Raw genomic sequence first — 15,333 nt, 5'->3', positions numbered from 1 at the left:
CTCATCGGGCGTGGCGGCGGGCTCTTCTGCGCAGGAGTTCGTCGCATCCCCACACCACGACCGGAAGCGGCAGCAACAGCGCGAGCTGCCACCACTCGGGCACCGCAGTACCGAACACTTCCCGGAGTACCGGCACCGTCACGATCACTGCCGCGAAGAACACCTCGAATGCGATGCCCCACAGCAACAACGGGTTGGTGAACAACCCGATGTCGGCGAGCGATGCACGCTGCGTGCGGGCCGCCGTGGCGGTGCCTATCTGGCACGCGACGATCGCCAGGAACGTCATGGTGGTCGCCTGCTGCCAGGTGTGGTGCAGCGGACCGGAGTCGACGTCGGCGCCGAGCGACCATCCCCCGGCCACCAGCGTGCCGAGGAACAGCGCCAGCACCAGCACCGTCGAGACACCGCCGAGCACCAGCCAGGCACGGACCATCATGGATCGGTCGATGACCGACTGGGCCCGCGTCCTGGGTGCGCGTTCCATGAGTCCCGGCTCCGCGCGTTCACGTCCCAGCGCCAGAGCGGGCACCGTCTCCGTCCCGAGGTCGATCGCCAGAATCTGCATCACGGTCAACGGCAGAGGTATGGCCCCGCCACTCAACGCGTACAACAGGAACGGCACGACCTCCGGGGTGGTGTGCGCGAAGATGTAGACGATGAACTTGCGGACGTTGTCGTAGACCCTGCGGCCGGCCTCGACCGCAGTCACGATGGTCGCGAAGTTGTCGTCCGTGAGAACCATCGTGGCCGCTTCGCGCGCCACATCGGTACCCGACTTGCCCATCGCGATACCGATATCGGCGCGGCGCAACGCCGGAGCGTCGTTCACGCCGTCGCCGGTCATGGCCACGATGTAGCCGGCACCCTGCAACGCGTCGGTGATCCGCAGCTTGGACTCCGGCGAACTGCGCGCGAAGATCAATTCGCCAGGAGTCGCGAGGACCGCGTCGAGTTCGCGGTCGGACATGCGGTCGACCTCGTCACCCCCGAGCACGGTCAGTCCGCCCCGCCCGATACCGACGCTCTCGCCGACACCTCGGGCGGTCAGCGCGTGATCGCCGGTGACCACGATCAGGCGTATCCCGGCGTCGTGGCATCGCGCGACCGCGTCGGGCACCTCTGCGCGGGGCGGATCGATCATGGCGGCGACACCGAGCAACACCAGGTCGTGTTCGGCGTCGTCGCGTTCGGGCAGCGACCCCGCTGAGGGATCGAGAGGGCGTTCGGCAAGCGCGAGGACGCGTCGTCCCTGTCGTGCCCACGAATCGACGACACCCTCGACCTCGAGGCGGTCGGCGTCCGTCAGTTCGCGGTCGCCGCCCACGCCGACCGCGATCCGTGTACAGCGGGCGAGCACGACCTCCGGCGCACCTTTGGTGTGCACCCAGGCACCGCCGGGACCGTCATCGACCGTGGACATGCGGCGCAGCACGGAGTCGAACGAGTAGAGCGCCAGGCGACCGGGATGCTCGGCGGGTACGTCGACACCCATCGCCTCGGCCGCACGGAGCAGCGCCAATTCGGTCTGGTCCCCGGTGCCTTGATCGTCACCGGATGTGTCCTTGCGGCGGATCGTCGCATTGCTGCAGCACACCGCAGCCCAGGCGAGGCGAGCAGGCGGCGTGTCGGGTGCCGGGCGCTCCGGCGACCCGTCGAAGTCGAGGACGCCGGCAGCAGTCCACATTTCCACCACGCTCATCTCGTTGAGCGTGAGCGTGCCGGTCTTGTCCGTGCAGATCACGCTCGTCGAACCGAGTGTTTCCACCGCGGAGATCCGTTTGACCAGGGCGCCCCGCCGGGCGAGGATCCGCACCCCGACCGCCAGGGCGAGCGTGATCGTCGGCAACAGTCCCTCGGGGACGTTCGCGACGAGCAACCCGATCGCGAAATCGGCGGCTTGTGAGAGCGACAAGCCCGCGAAGATGGTGCCCAGCGGAATGAAGGCGATCCCCATCCCGACCGCCACCAGCGCGATGAGCTGCGCCACCCGCTTGACCTGCTTCTCGAGCGGGCTCTCCTCGTGCCCCACTCGCTGCGACAGGGCGGCGATCCGGCCGAGTTCGGTGCGCATGCCCGTCGCGAACACCACTGCGGTGGCCTCGCCCGCCGTGCAGGAGGTTCCACTGAACACCACGTCTCGTGCCCTGATGAGGGGCACATCGGTGCTGCCGGCGTCGACGCGTACCTCGACCGGCGCGGATTCACCGGTCAGTGTCGACGTATCGATGTCCACCGCCCCCGACAACAGCCGAGCATCCGCAGAGATGCGGTCGCCCTCGGAGACGACCACGACATCACCCGGCACCAGCAGGTGCGCCTCGACCTGAGTCTCTTGTCCGTCGCGCAGCACCCGCGCGTGCGGCGGCAGGTAGGCCGACAGCGCTTCCACGGCTTGTTCGGCGTGACGCTCCTGCACGAAGGCAAATCCTGCGTTGAGGCAGATGACGACGACGATCGCGACGGCCAGCGGCCCCGAACCGGAGACCCAGGCGAGGAGAGCCGCCACCCACAGCAACAACGCCAGCGGATGGACGAGCTGGCGCAGCAGCTCGCGCCAGGCCGGCTCGCCCTTCTGCCGGACCAGGTCGTTCGCGCCCACCTGGGCCAAACGCCGTTCGGCCTCTCTGGCCGAGAGGCCCTCGGTGCGGGTACGCAGATCCCGCAAGAGGCGGTCGAGCGACTCCTGCGGGTCCGTGACGGAGAAACCTCCGTCCGAGACCGGTGGCGATGTCGGTGAACTCGTCATGAGGGAACCGCCTCTGCGCCGATGCGGTGTCGGTGCTGGGAGTCAGGGCCGCTGAGTGCAGAGTCAACAGGGCGACGGCGTTCCTCGTGGGAGGAACGAGACACCACTTCGGTATCGATCGCCGTTCACGGTGCGTGCGGGCGGGTGTATCCGCAGCGGGCTACGGCATCGTCGTATCGGTACGGGGCAGTTCGTCGGGGAACCGGAGGCTGCATCCCAGTTCGTCGGCCGACGCGGTGCTCCAGCCGTCCCGGAACCAGGCGACACAGGTGTCGGCGACGAGGCGGACGTCGCGGGAGAACAGATAGCCGTCGGTGCAGTCCTCGAAGTGGCCGTCGAAGTGCCACAGGTCCAGGACCAGCCCGTTCGGGGTGTGGTCTCCGAGCAGCAGGTGCGACAGCTCGATACGTGAGCGGCGGAGCATGAGCACACCGTCGGCGAGCACATGGATCTGCGCGCACACGACCTCGGGGTCGTCCTCGGACGGCACATAGTCGCGCGGGCCGATCTCGAGGACGAATCCGGCCGGCCTGCCGGTGAGCGACGCGACGAGCCATTGCGCCATGTCGTCCCACGTCGTGGCACCCGAACCGGCCCCGGGATCCGGCATCTCCCCTCCTACGGTCGCACGTTGTCGCACGACCAGAATAAGGAAACGCGCCGACACGGGCGTCGGGTGATGCGGGCTCCGGGCGCCCGTCCGCCTACCCTGTCACGGTGAACGAAACAGGTCGATCCGGCACCCGGACGGTCGAGGACCCGACGGTGCGGGACGGCCGGCTCCGGCTGTTCTCCTTCGCGACCGCCGAGAAACGCACCGAATATCTGTGGGTACTCCGGGCGTTCGATCATGCCCGCGCCAACTACGTCGTGCTGCTGCACGCAGCCGACGTCGAAGCGGTGCTCGGCCGCATCAGCGGTGACGATCCGGCGGCAGCGCTGACCTCGTCGGAGATCGCTCCCCTGCTCGAGCAGTTGCACGCGTGGGGCGTGCTCGAACGCAGCTACGACGGAACCCGCGCAGCCACCCTCGCCGAGTACCGCAACCGGCACTTCGTCTACCAGTTCGGGCAGGAAGGGTTCTATGCCTTCCGTGCCGTCGACGACGTCCTGACCGGTCGCGGGCACGATGTCGCGCTGTCCCGGTTGGCGCTGGCCGATCTCCTCGCCGATCTGACCGAACTCGCCGATGCCAACGACGCCGGGGACGGCGAACTCGTGTACCGGAAACTCAACCGCCTCGATGCGACCCTGTCGGACATGGCGGAGCGGGCCGCGCGGTTCTACCTCGTCCTGGGTGACCTGGTGCGCACCACCGAGATCACCCCCGAAGTGTTTCTCACCCACAAAGACGCACTGCTCTCGCACATGCGGGAGTTCAGTTCCGACCTCGCCCGGTATGCGCCGAAGCTCACCGCCGCCCTTGCGCGGGTCCAGGCCACCGGCGCCGCGCGGCTACCTGCCCTCGCGGCGGCTCACGACGAGAGGGTCCTGCTCTCCTACGAGGAACGCGAAGCCGACTGGCGCCAGCGCTGGCGCGGGCTCGAACACTGGTTCGCGGGCATGGGGTCGGCGCCGAGCGAATCCGAGCGGTTGCGGGAGGGCACGATGAGTGCGATCGCGGCGGTGCTGGCGCTGCTGCGCCGCCTCACCGAGACCCGCCGAGGCGGGGTGAGCCGGGAATCGCAGTTGCGGCACCTGGCGGGATGGTTCGCCGCCGCGCCCAGCGAGGACGCCGCGCACGCACTGTTCGGGGCGGTGTTCGACCTCGGCCGTCCCCGGCATTTCTCGGTGCCGCATTCCGACGCCGACGTGGTGCCCGCCAACCGGTCGTGGTGGGACGCACCGCCGGTCGAGATCTCGCGCACGCTGGCCGAAACGGGCCGGACACCGTCTGCCGGTGCGCCCGGCCGAGTGCACCGCAACGACGCAGCCGTGCGGCGGTTGCGTGAAGTGCAGTGGGAGAACCAGCGACGCCGTGCCGACGCGGCGCGGTCCCTCGCCTCCGGCGGCGTGCGGGACCGTGAACTCACCGAACCGGAGACCGAGGTGCTGCTCAGCCTCATCGACGCGGCGCTGTCCGCGCGTGTACCGGTGAGCGGACGCGTCCGCGCCGACGGAACGTCCGGCACGCAGAACGGCGTGAAACTCACGTTGCGGCCCAGCACCGAATCAACGGTGGTGCGCACCGCACGCGGACGGTTGTATCTGGACGCTCTCACCGTGGACGTGCAGTGAGAGCACGCACCATCGCGCCGCTCGACCTCGATTCGTACCAGCGCGCGGCCCGCCTGATCCTCACCCACCACCTGGTGACCTCGACGTTCCCCGACCGCACCGCCCTGCCGTTGCTGCGGCGGTGGGCCACCGAATTACGTGACGACCTGCTCGACACACTCGGCTACCGGCTCGAGGTGACCGAAACGACGGCCAGGTTGTTCACCGTGCTGGACCGGCTCGACCCGGGGGCTGGTACCGCCACCCACACCGACCGGCCCTTCGACCGGCGGCGGTATGCCTACCTCGCACTGGCCGTTGCGGCGCTCGGCCGCGCAGGTGGACAGATCAGCCTGTCCGAACTGGCCGGCCACGTAGCCGCCGATGCCTCCCGGATCGACGGAGTGGATCTGGCCACCGACAGGGCGACGGACCGCGACGCCTTCGTCGACGCGGTGGCCTGGCTCGCGGCGCGCGGGGCGATTTCCCTCGCCGACGGTGATGCGGGTGGATGGGCGAGCGATCCCGACAGCGGCGAAGCCCTCTACGACATCGACCGGTCGGTCGTAGCGGCGTTGTTCCGTCCGCCGCTGGCGCTGCAGCACCTGAACTCGGTGCGCGGTCTGCTCGCGAACCCGGCCGACGGCGCCCACGTGTCCGACGGGCGGCGTTCCGCCGAGGCGACGCGACGGGTTCGTCGCGCCCTGATCCAGCGTCCCGTCGTCTACGCCGAGGGACTCGACGACGCCGAGGCAGTGCAGCTCGCGCTGCCGCGCACCACCGCCGACCTGGAAGTGCTCACCGGACTGGTGGCGGAGCGGCGCGCGGAGGGCGTGGCCCTGGTGGACACCTCCGGACGCCTGTCGGACGTGCGGTTCCCCGGCACCGGCACCGTCGCGCAGGTGGCACTGTTGCTGGCCGGAGAGATCTGCGACCGGGTGCTCGACCCGGATCTGCCTGCACCGCTGCGACTTCCCCTCCCCGCCGACGAGCACGACGCTCTCGTCGCGGCGGTGGACGCAGCGATTCCACGCTCGGGGGTGTTCACCGCGTTGGCGGTGACCGGCCCACCCGACCGCGCGGACGGAGACGATCTCTCCGGAGAGCGCGTCCGGCCCGAGCACCCGATGGTCGACGATGCGTGGCTGGCGAGCACCATCCGCGGGCTCGTCGACACCTACGGCCGCACCTTCGCGGCGCAATGGCAGGCGGATCCGGCGGGCCTCACGGACGCGGCGGTGGCTCTGCTCGCGAAGCTGGACCTCGTCGCCCGGGTGCCCGGTGGCGTGCTCGCGCTGCCCGCGTCGGCGCGGTTCCGGGGCGCGACCGTCAGTGTGCGTAAACGAGATCCGCAGATCGACCTGTTCCCGGACGAGACAAGCGAGACGGAGAGTCATGAGTAGTGCCCGTTTCCGGCCCACCCGCGCCGGAATCATCAATCTGTGGGACTACCGGGATCAAGAGTTCTCGTTCGCGGACGGGCGCCTGGTGCTCCGTGGCCCCAACGGGTCGGGTAAGACCAAGGCCCTCGAGGTGCTGTTCCCGTTCGTGCTCGACGGGCGCATCGAACCGCGCCGGCTCAACCCGTTCGCGGGCGAAGAGCGCACGATGCGCTCGAACCTGCTGTACCAGGGGCAGGACAGCGCGTACTCCTACGTGTGGATGGAGTTCTGCCGCGGCCGGGCCGAGGACCCGGAGGCCGTCACGGTCGGGGTCGGCATGCGCGCCACGCGGGGAAACGACAAGGTCACGCGCTGGTATTTCGTCGTCGACGGACGCGTGGGTGTCGACTTCTCGTTGCTCGACACCGAAGACCGGCCGCTGACCCGGAAGCAGCTGATCGAGGAAGTCGGCGCCGACGCGGTCACCGACCGGCCGGTGGAGTACCGGGCGGCCATCGATGCGCGCATGTTCGGGCTGGGGGCGCAGCGATACGACCAATTGATCAACCTGATCCTCACGTTGCGACGCCCGCAGCTGGCGAAGAACCTCGATCCCAAGGGGTTGTCCCAGGCGCTGACCGACGGTCTCCGCCCACTCGACGATCAACTGCTGGTCGAGGCGGCCCGGTCGTTCTCCGACATGGAGGAGGTGTCGCGGACGCTCGAATCGCTGGCCGCGGCCGACGACGCGGCGCAGAGTTTCGTCGCCGTGTACTCGAACTATCTGCGGCAGCAGGCACGCTCGGAGGTCGACCAGGTGGGGATGCGTCTCGCGACGGTCCGGGCCGCAGTCGAGGCGTTGCGCTCTGCCGTCGCCGACAGAGAAGGAGCCGCCGCCGCCCGCGCACAGGCCGAGGAAACCCTCGCCGTGGCCGAGCGCGACCTCGAACAGGCCCGCGCCAATCTCGACGCCCTGCAACGCTCCGGCGCATACGAGGGCAAACAACAACTCGACGACCTTGCGCAGGCGGTCGCGAACCTCGAACGCACCACCGCGGTGCAGGCCGAGCAGGCAGAGCGGGCTCAGAGCGCGGTCGCGCAGCGCGCCGACGAACTCGAGCGGGCCGAGTCCGCCCTCGCCGCAGCACTGTCGACGCGGACCCGCTGCGAGGATGCACTTCACGAGGCCGCCGAAGACGCGGGCATCGACTGGCACGGTGCCGAACATCTCGATCGAACCGATCGGCTCGTCGCCGCGCTCGACGCACACGCGGAAGAACGCGACGCCGACGTGCGGGCGGTGCGGGCGGCCACCGGAAGCGTGGACGCCGCTGCGGCAGCGCGCACGCGTGCGGAGGCAGCGGCGACGCGCAGTCGCGCGCAACGCGAGTCGGCCGCCGCTGCGGTGGACGCGGCGGAAACAGTGGTCGCACTGACGCGAGCGGAGACGGCCACCGACCTGCGGACATGGTGGACAGAGCATGCGGAACGATATGCGGTAGAGGGCATTTCGCCGGATCTGCTCGACGCATTGGACTCCGCGATCGCGACCGCCGGGCAGGACGACGCCGCGACACCCGCCTCTGTGCTCGGCATCCACACGGCCCCCGCGCTCGAGGAACTCCGGTTCCGGCGACGCGCGCTCACCTCGGAGATCGAAACACTCGGGGTGCGGATCGCGGAGTACGACGTTGAGCGGACCGAAGTGGACGCCGAACACGACGACGCTCCCCCGCCGTTCCCGGCGCGGACGGGAAGCCGGGAGTCGCTGCCGGGCGCTCCGTTGTGGCGTCTGGTGCGATTCCGCGACGACGTCACCGCAGCGGACGCAGCCGGAATCGAGGCGGCCTTGCAGGCCGCGAACGTGCTCGACGGGTGGATCTGGGCGGGGAACGGCGAGTTGCCGGCCACCGAGTCGGAACAGTTCCTCGTCGCGGTGCCGGCGCCGCATCGGCCGTCGGGGCCGACGCTGGCCGATGTGCTGGTGCCCGAACCCGATACGGAGGTTCCCGAGCGCGATGTCGCCGCCGTGCTCGAGTCGATCGCGCTGACGTCCACACCGGCCGGCGGGGTCGCAGTGTCGGTGGACGTCACGGGCGGTTTCCGGCAGGGCACTCAGGTGGGCCGGCACGTCAAGACACACGCCGAGTTCATCGGGGCGACGGCCCGCGCACGCCGGCGACAACGACGAGTCACGGAACTCGAACGTGCGGTCGCCGAAGCACGTTCGACGGCGGAGTCGTTGCGCGAGCAGCATCGCCTCCTCGGGGACCGGCTGACCGGGCTCGACGAAGCCGCCGCCGCGGTGCCCCGCACCGGGTCGGTGCTTGCCGCTTTGCGGAAGGTCACCGAGTGCGCGGGTGCACTGCGGACGTCCACCGAGGCGGCTGCGGCCGCCGACCGCGATCTCGATCAGGCGCTGGCGGAATTCGCTACCCGGCAGCAGCACCTGCGCTCGATCGCCGCACGACATCGCGCGCCCCACCTCCCGCAGGAACTCGACAGCCTGGACGCTGCGGTGCGGCACTTCCGCTCGCAGGGACAGGCCCTGCTGCGGGCGTTGCGAGAGCACGCCGCCACCGGCGAGCGGGTACGAGAAGCGCGGGTGCGGCTCGACGAGGCACGCCGCGTCGCCGACGAAGCCGCCGAACAATCGGCCATCTCCGAAGAGTCGTTCACCGCCCAGCGACAGAAACTCGAAACACTGCGCGACGCGCTCGGTGCCGGCGCCGACCGGATCGACGTGCAACTCGAACAGGCTCGGGCCCGGATCGAGTCTGCGAAGACCTCCCAGCGTGCCGCGCGCAAAGCGTATGAAGCGGCCATCGAGCGGATCGGCAAGTCGGAGGCCGCGCATACCGCCGCCGAGGACACCCTGCGTTCGGCGCTGGCGGAATCCCGCGCCGACGCCGAGCGGCTGGCGCCTTTCGCGCGGCCGGACCTGCTGGCGCTCCTCGGGATCGAGCACCCGCACGCGTGGCCGGCGAGCACCGCGGCGTGGCTGGACACCGACCAACTGCTGTACCGGATTCAGCACGCGGAACCCGACGCCGACGTTCCGGTCTTCCCGTCCGAGGTGCAGGCGCTCTTCCGTTCGCTGGCAGCGGCGACGGCAACGGTCACCGCCAGTGAATCGGCTCGCAAGTCCACGCGCACCGCGCTCGCCGCTGCCGTGCAGGAGTTCGATACGGAACTCGCGCGTAGTCAGGACTACCGGTTGCAGTGGGATGCGCCCGACGGGCTGACCGTGGTGCAGGTGCAGGACGAACAGGGGTACTCGTCGGTCGGGCAGTTCGCGGTGCGTATCGCGCACGCTCGTCGCGAGCAGGAGTTGCTGCTGACCGACTCCGAGCGCCGCATCCTCGAAGATGCCCTGCTGGCGGCTCTGTCCCAGCAGATCCACGAACGCACCGTCGACGCACGAGACCTGATCGCACGCATGGGTGCCGAGATGCGGCAGCGGCACATGTCCTCGGGCAACACGATCGGCGTGCACTGGGTGCTCGCGGACGATCTGGACGACCCGGCGCGCGCGGTCTGCAAACTGCTCGACCGCGACGCTGCGGCGCTGTCGGCGGACGACCTCGCCGGCATCCGGGCGCACTTCGCATCCCGGATCCGTGCGGAACGAGCCGCGCATCCGGAGCGCTCCTACCCGGAAATCCTTGCCACGACCCTCGATTACCGCCGTTGGCGGGTGTTCTCGTTCAGTCTCATCGGCGCGGACGGGAGCGACGACAAACTCACACCTGCGCGGCATTCGGCGTTGTCGGGCGGTGAGCAGTCGGTGTCGCTGCATCTGCCGTTGTTCGCGGCGGCGCACGTGATGCTCGATTCCGCGGATCCGCATGCGCCGCGGTTGCTGGCGTTGGACGAAGCGTTCGCGGGCGTCGACGACACGGGGCGAAGCGAGTTGCTCAGTCTGTGTGTGCAGTTCGACCTGGACTTGTTCATGACCGGATTCGACCTGTGGATCACGTACGCCGGTGTTCCCGGTTGCGCGCACTACGACCTGTCGCATTCGGTCGCCGAGCACACCGTTGCCGCGACGCTGCTGGTGTGGTCGGGCGGGGAACTGCTGGCCGAGCACGACGGCTCGGACCTCGCAATTGCGTTGGGATCCCCCGGTACCCGGAAGGTGGCGCAGCCGGTGGAGGGGTCACTCGAATTCGTCTAGCCACGTGCAGGCGGCGGGCCCGGTTCCACAGTCACCGCACGGAGATCGGATCGCCCCTGGTACAGCAGGCCCAGCGAACCGATCTCCGTGCGGCGAGTGCGAATTCGGCGACCGAAGCAGGTACGCAATTAGTTTCGCGAACATCGCAAATGTGCCGGCGTGGATTCCACGATTCACTACCGAAGCCGGCTCATTATCCGAAACCCCTTCCGGGCCAAAGAAAACCCCGGCTATTTTCGCCGATTGTGTAATGAACATCGAATTTCCCACGATGATCGGGGCATGACACACCCGCACGGATCGGTCTCCGCAATACCCACCGGCCTCGTCGGGGCATCACCGAACACCCGCTCTCCTATTCCGGATCGAATCTCACCGAACCGAAAGGAAACACCATGCGCGTCTCCACACGGCTTTCGATTCTGACCGGTACGGCGCTCGCCGCCGCCGGTGTGGCGGTAGCGGGAGCGCCCGCCGCCGCAGCCGACCCAATCGGCCCCACGCTGACCTCTGCTCCGATCTCCGTTTACCAAATTCCCGCTGTCGGCGTGCAGATCACCGGACTCGGACTTCCGGATCTGCTCTTCTCCTCTGTGAACGCCTCGTCTCCCGGAAAGGGCCGGACGACCTTCACCCTGCCCGTGAGCGACGCCCCGTGCTGGACCAGCGCTGCGCTCACGCTCGTCCGCATCAACTATGTGAATCTGGCGAACGGCACCAGCGGCTCCACGAGCTTGCGGCCCTGCACGCCATACGGTTCACTGCCCGATGCGCCCACGGTCGACACCGGATCGGGACCCGTCGCCATCACCGTCGCCATCGTCGGGGCCGAGGGCTACCCCAATGCCGGACAACCGTCGCTCCCCGGTATCGGAGGTTTCGTCGCTCCCTGACTCTCCCCGGCGGCATGAGCGCGCCCGATCCGCGCATTCGTCCCGGGTCTATACAGTGGCCCTGCAACGGTGTGATGCGCCGCGTCGTGTCTCCGGACTGTTTCCGGTCCGGGGCACGAGGGTGCCGGGGGTCGGTCGAGCAGGGGAATGGAGTCGGCGGGAGTGCGAGCAACCACGGTCAAGTTCGCTCGCGAGCGGTTGGGTGCGCTGGTGCGCGAAGTCAACGACGACACCGTCGCGGTCGAGATTGCCGGGAAACACCATGAGGCAGTGCTGATCTCGAAGAAGCGATATCTCGCGCTGCAGGAGGCCACGTTTCTCCTCCGCTCACCCGAACTCATGGACAGTCTCCGCAAGGAGATGGCGCGTTCGCTTCTCGAAGAACACTCGACCACCGCGCCGGACGGCGCCACCGACAAGGCCGAGAAACCGAAAACACCCGCCCGGCGTCCGTCACGCGCGCGCTCCCGCAAGCAGCGGAAGAAGAAGCGGAAGAAAGCCGACTAGCGCCGACACGTCCTACGGGTTGTTCAGCCGGGCGCGATAACCGAAGAACACCACCGAGACCAGTCCTGCAGCGATCATCGAGCCGCCCACAGTCGTGGGAATGTCCGGACGAAAAGCGACGACCACGCCACCTATCGCGAGCACCGCTCCGAATGTTGCCAGCCAGATCGCGATCGCGGCGGCACGCCCTCGTGCTGCCCGGGCCGTGTCGTCATGATCGTTCGCCATCGTTCACCGCAATCAGGGTTGTTCGCCGGACGACCCGAGCAACTCGAACGGGTCACGGCACAGGATCGCAGGTTGTGTCGAGCAATGCACCCCTCGAGGGTTACCGGCGCGGTTCGTACCGCATTGCCACGGTGCCCGCACCGAATTCGTGCCGGTCCAGGAAGCGCAATTCGAGGGGCTTCGACAACCCCGCGAACAACGTCGGTCCGTGGCCGGCGACCCTGGGCTGCACCACGAACTCGTACTCGTCGATCAGCCCCAGTTCGGCCAACGCCAGCGGGAGTCGCACGCCTCCGACGAACAGACCGTTGGGCGCTTCCTGCTTGAGTTTCCGCACCGCCTCGGCCATGTCCCCCTGGACGAGTTCCGCGTTCCAGTCGACACTCGGGAGCGTGCTCGACACGACGTACTTCTTCGCTGCGTCGATCGTCCGGGCGAACGGGTCCGTCCATTCGGGATTCTCTGCCGACGACGGCGACAATCGCCACGCCGACTCCATGAGTTCGTACGTCACGCGGCCGAAGAGCAGCGCGTCGGCCCGCTCGAGGTTCGCGGTGTGGTGGCGGTGCAACCCCTGCAACTCTTCCTCCGCAGGCACCGCGCGATGATCGCAGCATCCGTCCAGAGTGATGTTGATGGAGTACCGGAGTAGTCCCATCGGCCGAGAATACGTGAGAGGCAAGTGCCGTTCCGGCGCTTCGGCTGCACCGATAGAAGAAGATGCCGAGTGTGCGATGAGTATGCCTGCCCGGCACGGTCTACTTCTTCGACCGAGGAACTACGACGGGGAGGTGGGGGCATGGGCCTCATCGAGATCGAACTGTTCACCACGCTCGACCTCGTCGGGCAAGCGCCCGGCGGCCCCGAGGAGGACCCGGAAGGATTCCCGTTCGGCGGCTGGCAAGCACCCCTGCTCGACGCGGTGACCGGAGCGCAGATCGGTGCCGCGTACGAGGGCACGGACGCACTCCTTCTCGGTCGTCGAACCTATGACGTGTTCGCCGCATACTGGCCCCACCAGAAAGGCGGTGAGGACAGCGAGATCGCCACCTTGTTCAATTCGGTTCCGAAGTATGTGGCTTCCCGCGGCAACCCCGACCTGTCGTGGGCGGGGTCCACGAAGCTTGGGCCCGATCTGGTCGCCGCGGTGCGCGAGGTCCGCGACCGGCACGAGCACATCAAGGTCGTCGGAAGCCTGAATCTGGTGCATACCCTCCTGCGCGAAAAACTCTACGACCGCCTCGACCTCTGGGTGCACCCGATCGTGCTGGGGGTCGGGAAGAAGCTGTTCGACGGCGGCGGGGTGCCCACGAACCTCACCCTCCTCGCGCCACCGGTCGCCGATCCGAAGGGCACCGTCTATCTGCGCTACGAACTCGCCGACGGCACACCGGAAACCGGCGACATGAGCGCACCCGATCGCGGGGTGGAGCCCGGAGCCTGACACCCGTACGCGCCCCGGCCCGTGAGTTTCGGGGTGCTCACGGTTCGGCGACCGTCAGCACTCCGGATTCGTCCACCACATCCAGCGACAACGTGCGGTATCCCTCGGTGTCGAACAGAACGGTGACGCGGTCGTGCTGGGCACTCAGCACCACGCCCCGGCCCCAGTGCTCATGGACGACGGGCGTCTCCGGCGAGAGCGGTTCGCCGGCGATGGTCGATCCGGCGTCCGGTGCAAGGTCCGGCACGACCCCGGCCACGCAGTTGTCACACGTACCGCAGGGGTCGGGGATTGTCTCGCCGAAGTAGCCCAGCAGGAATTGCCGACGGCAACCACGTGTCTCCGCGTAGCCACGCATCATCTCGACACGTGACCGGTCGAAGCGTTCGCCGGCTTCCGCGGCGTCCCTCGCACGCTCGAGTGCCCGGCGCGCAGTGAGATCGGCAGCGATGAACCCACGGCGACCTCCGACGATCACACCGGCCCGCTCCAGGAGGTTCGCCGCGTTCGCGAGCCGCCGCCCTCGGTCACCGAGTTCCTCGCGTATCCGTCCGAGCCGCACAGGGCCCGATGCGCGAACCACGGCGAACACCCGCGAGATCAAGTCGTCGTCCGGCGAGTGCGTGGTGAAGAAGGTGGCGAGGGAAAGATCCTCCGTCCGGTAGAACATCGAGACGGTCGCTCGCTCCCCGTCCCGGCCCGCACGTCCGATCTGCTGGTAGTAGGAGTCGATCGAGTCGGGCACGGACGCGTGGACGACGAACCGAACGTCAGGCTTGTCGATCCCCATGCCGAACGCAGAGGTCGCCACCACCACCTCGCAGGTGCCGTCGAGGAATCGTTCGTGCACGTCGTGGCGCTGCTGCGCGGGCATGCCGGCGTGATAGGCACAGGCGCGGATGCCGCGTTCGGCGAGAGTCTCCGCGTAGCGCTCGGTGTCCTTGCGCGTAGCCGCGTACACGATGCCTGGCCCCTCGAGGGACACCACCTCGTCGATGACCGCGCGACGTTTCTCCGCGTCCTCGATGTGGCGGTGCACCGCGATATCGAGGTTCGGTCTGTCGAATCCGCCGGCCACCACGACCGGGTCGCGCAAGCGCAGCGCACCGACGATGTCGTCGCGGACCGGGGGCGAGGCCGTGGCGGTGAGGGCCGCCACGGGCGGTCGTCCGAGACGCTCGAGCGCATCGGCGAGCCGCAGATAGTCCGGCCGGAAGTCGCTGCCCCACACGGAGACACAGTGCGCTTCGTCGACCACCATCAGTGCGACGCGCACGTCGCCGAGGCGCTCGATCACCTCGTCCTTCGCGAGTTGCTCGGGCGAGACGAAGACGTAACCCGCTTCGTGCCGGCTCACCGCCTGCCAGTTGGACTCGTTCTCCGCCGCACGTTGCTTGGAATTGATCGCCATTGCCTTCGGGGCGCTCGTGGAGTCCAGGAAGGCGATCTGATCGTTCTGCAACGCGATCAGCGGAGACACGATCACGGTCACTCCCGGAAGCAGCAACGACGGGATCTGGTAGATCGCGGACTTGCCGTAACCCGTGGCCAGCACCGCGAGAACATCACGACCGTCGAGGAGCGGCACCATCGCGTCGAGTTGTTCGGGGTGCAGTGTCTCCCATCCGAACACGCGCCGGGCGGCGTCCTCCAACCTGTCGCGGGGATCGCTCGTCGAAGAGGAGTTCACGGACACGAAGGCTCCTGTCTGCGGGGTAGGGGCTGTCCACGGGATG

General features: G+C 68.5%; 11 protein-coding genes. 6 read left to right on the top strand and 5 right to left on the bottom strand.

What is annotated here, in order from left to right; translation table 11 throughout:
- Position 1: 1 nt before the first annotated feature.
- On the bottom strand, positions 2-2,749 hold the full coding sequence (locus HF877_RS16265) for a cation-transporting P-type ATPase (protein ID WP_169622241.1): 2,748 nt from the start codon (positions 2,747-2,749) through the stop codon (positions 2-4).
- A 160-nt stretch (positions 2,750-2,909) separates the two neighbouring features.
- On the bottom strand, positions 2,910-3,359 hold the full coding sequence (locus HF877_RS16260; RefSeq protein ID WP_169622240.1) for a hypothetical protein: 450 nt from the start codon (positions 3,357-3,359) through the stop codon (positions 2,910-2,912).
- Positions 3,360-3,514: 155 nt separating this feature from the next.
- Between HF877_RS16260 and HF877_RS16255 the strand changes: the two genes are divergently transcribed.
- The 5 genes from HF877_RS16255 to HF877_RS16235 all read left to right on the top strand — a co-directional run bounded on the left by HF877_RS16255 (position 3,515) and on the right by HF877_RS16235 (position 11,925).
- Positions 3,515-4,987 carry a TIGR02677 family protein gene (locus HF877_RS16255; protein WP_346765209.1) on the top strand — a complete coding sequence of 491 codons (1,473 nt, stop codon included), beginning with the start codon at positions 3,515-3,517 and terminating at the stop codon, positions 4,985-4,987.
- A complete protein-coding gene (locus HF877_RS16250) occupies positions 4,984-6,369 on the top strand; it encodes a TIGR02678 family protein (protein WP_169622238.1) in 1,386 nt (461 codons plus the stop codon). The genes HF877_RS16255 and HF877_RS16250 overlap by 4 nt, the downstream gene beginning before the upstream one ends.
- Positions 6,362-10,525, top strand: coding sequence for a TIGR02680 family protein (locus tag HF877_RS16245; RefSeq protein WP_169622237.1), 4,164 nt, complete (start codon positions 6,362-6,364; stop codon positions 10,523-10,525). The genes HF877_RS16250 and HF877_RS16245 overlap by 8 nt, the downstream gene beginning before the upstream one ends.
- Before the next feature lie 395 nt (positions 10,526-10,920).
- Positions 10,921-11,418: a hypothetical protein gene (locus HF877_RS16240; RefSeq protein WP_240952574.1), complete on the top strand. Its 498-nt coding sequence runs from the start codon at positions 10,921-10,923 to the stop codon at positions 11,416-11,418.
- Positions 11,419-11,580: 162 nt separating this feature from the next.
- Positions 11,581-11,925 carry a prevent-host-death family protein gene (locus HF877_RS16235; RefSeq protein ID WP_346765196.1) on the top strand — a complete coding sequence of 115 codons (345 nt, stop codon included), beginning with the start codon at positions 11,581-11,583 and terminating at the stop codon, positions 11,923-11,925.
- A gap of 12 nt (positions 11,926-11,937) precedes the next feature.
- Here HF877_RS16235 and HF877_RS16230 read toward each other — a convergent pair whose 3' ends face one another.
- Complete coding sequence (locus HF877_RS16230; protein ID WP_169622235.1) at positions 11,938-12,153, bottom strand: hypothetical protein; 216 nt, start codon at positions 12,151-12,153, stop codon at positions 11,938-11,940.
- Positions 12,154-12,253: 100 nt separating this feature from the next.
- Positions 12,254-12,811 (bottom strand): dihydrofolate reductase family protein, encoded by a 558-nt coding sequence (locus tag HF877_RS16225; protein ID WP_169622234.1) that lies wholly within the window; start codon positions 12,809-12,811, stop codon positions 12,254-12,256.
- 141 nt (positions 12,812-12,952) lie between these two features.
- Between HF877_RS16225 and HF877_RS16220 the strand changes: the two genes are divergently transcribed.
- Positions 12,953-13,597 (top strand): dihydrofolate reductase family protein, encoded by a 645-nt coding sequence (locus HF877_RS16220; protein WP_169622233.1) that lies wholly within the window; start codon positions 12,953-12,955, stop codon positions 13,595-13,597.
- 37 nt (positions 13,598-13,634) lie between these two features.
- Here HF877_RS16220 and HF877_RS16215 read toward each other — a convergent pair whose 3' ends face one another.
- Entirely contained in the window at positions 13,635-15,287 is a 1,653-nt protein-coding gene (locus tag HF877_RS16215) for a RecQ family ATP-dependent DNA helicase (RefSeq protein WP_169622232.1), read from the bottom strand.
- Between the last annotated feature and the right edge of the window lie 46 nt (positions 15,288-15,333).

Origin of the sequence: Rhodococcus sp. BL-253-APC-6A1W (genome assembly GCF_012843405.1) — a bacterium.
Lineage (GTDB): Bacteria > Actinomycetota > Actinomycetes > Mycobacteriales > Mycobacteriaceae > Rhodococcus.
The sequence above is the reverse complement of the archived record's forward strand: the minus strand, read 5'-3'. Positions and strand labels throughout refer to the sequence as shown.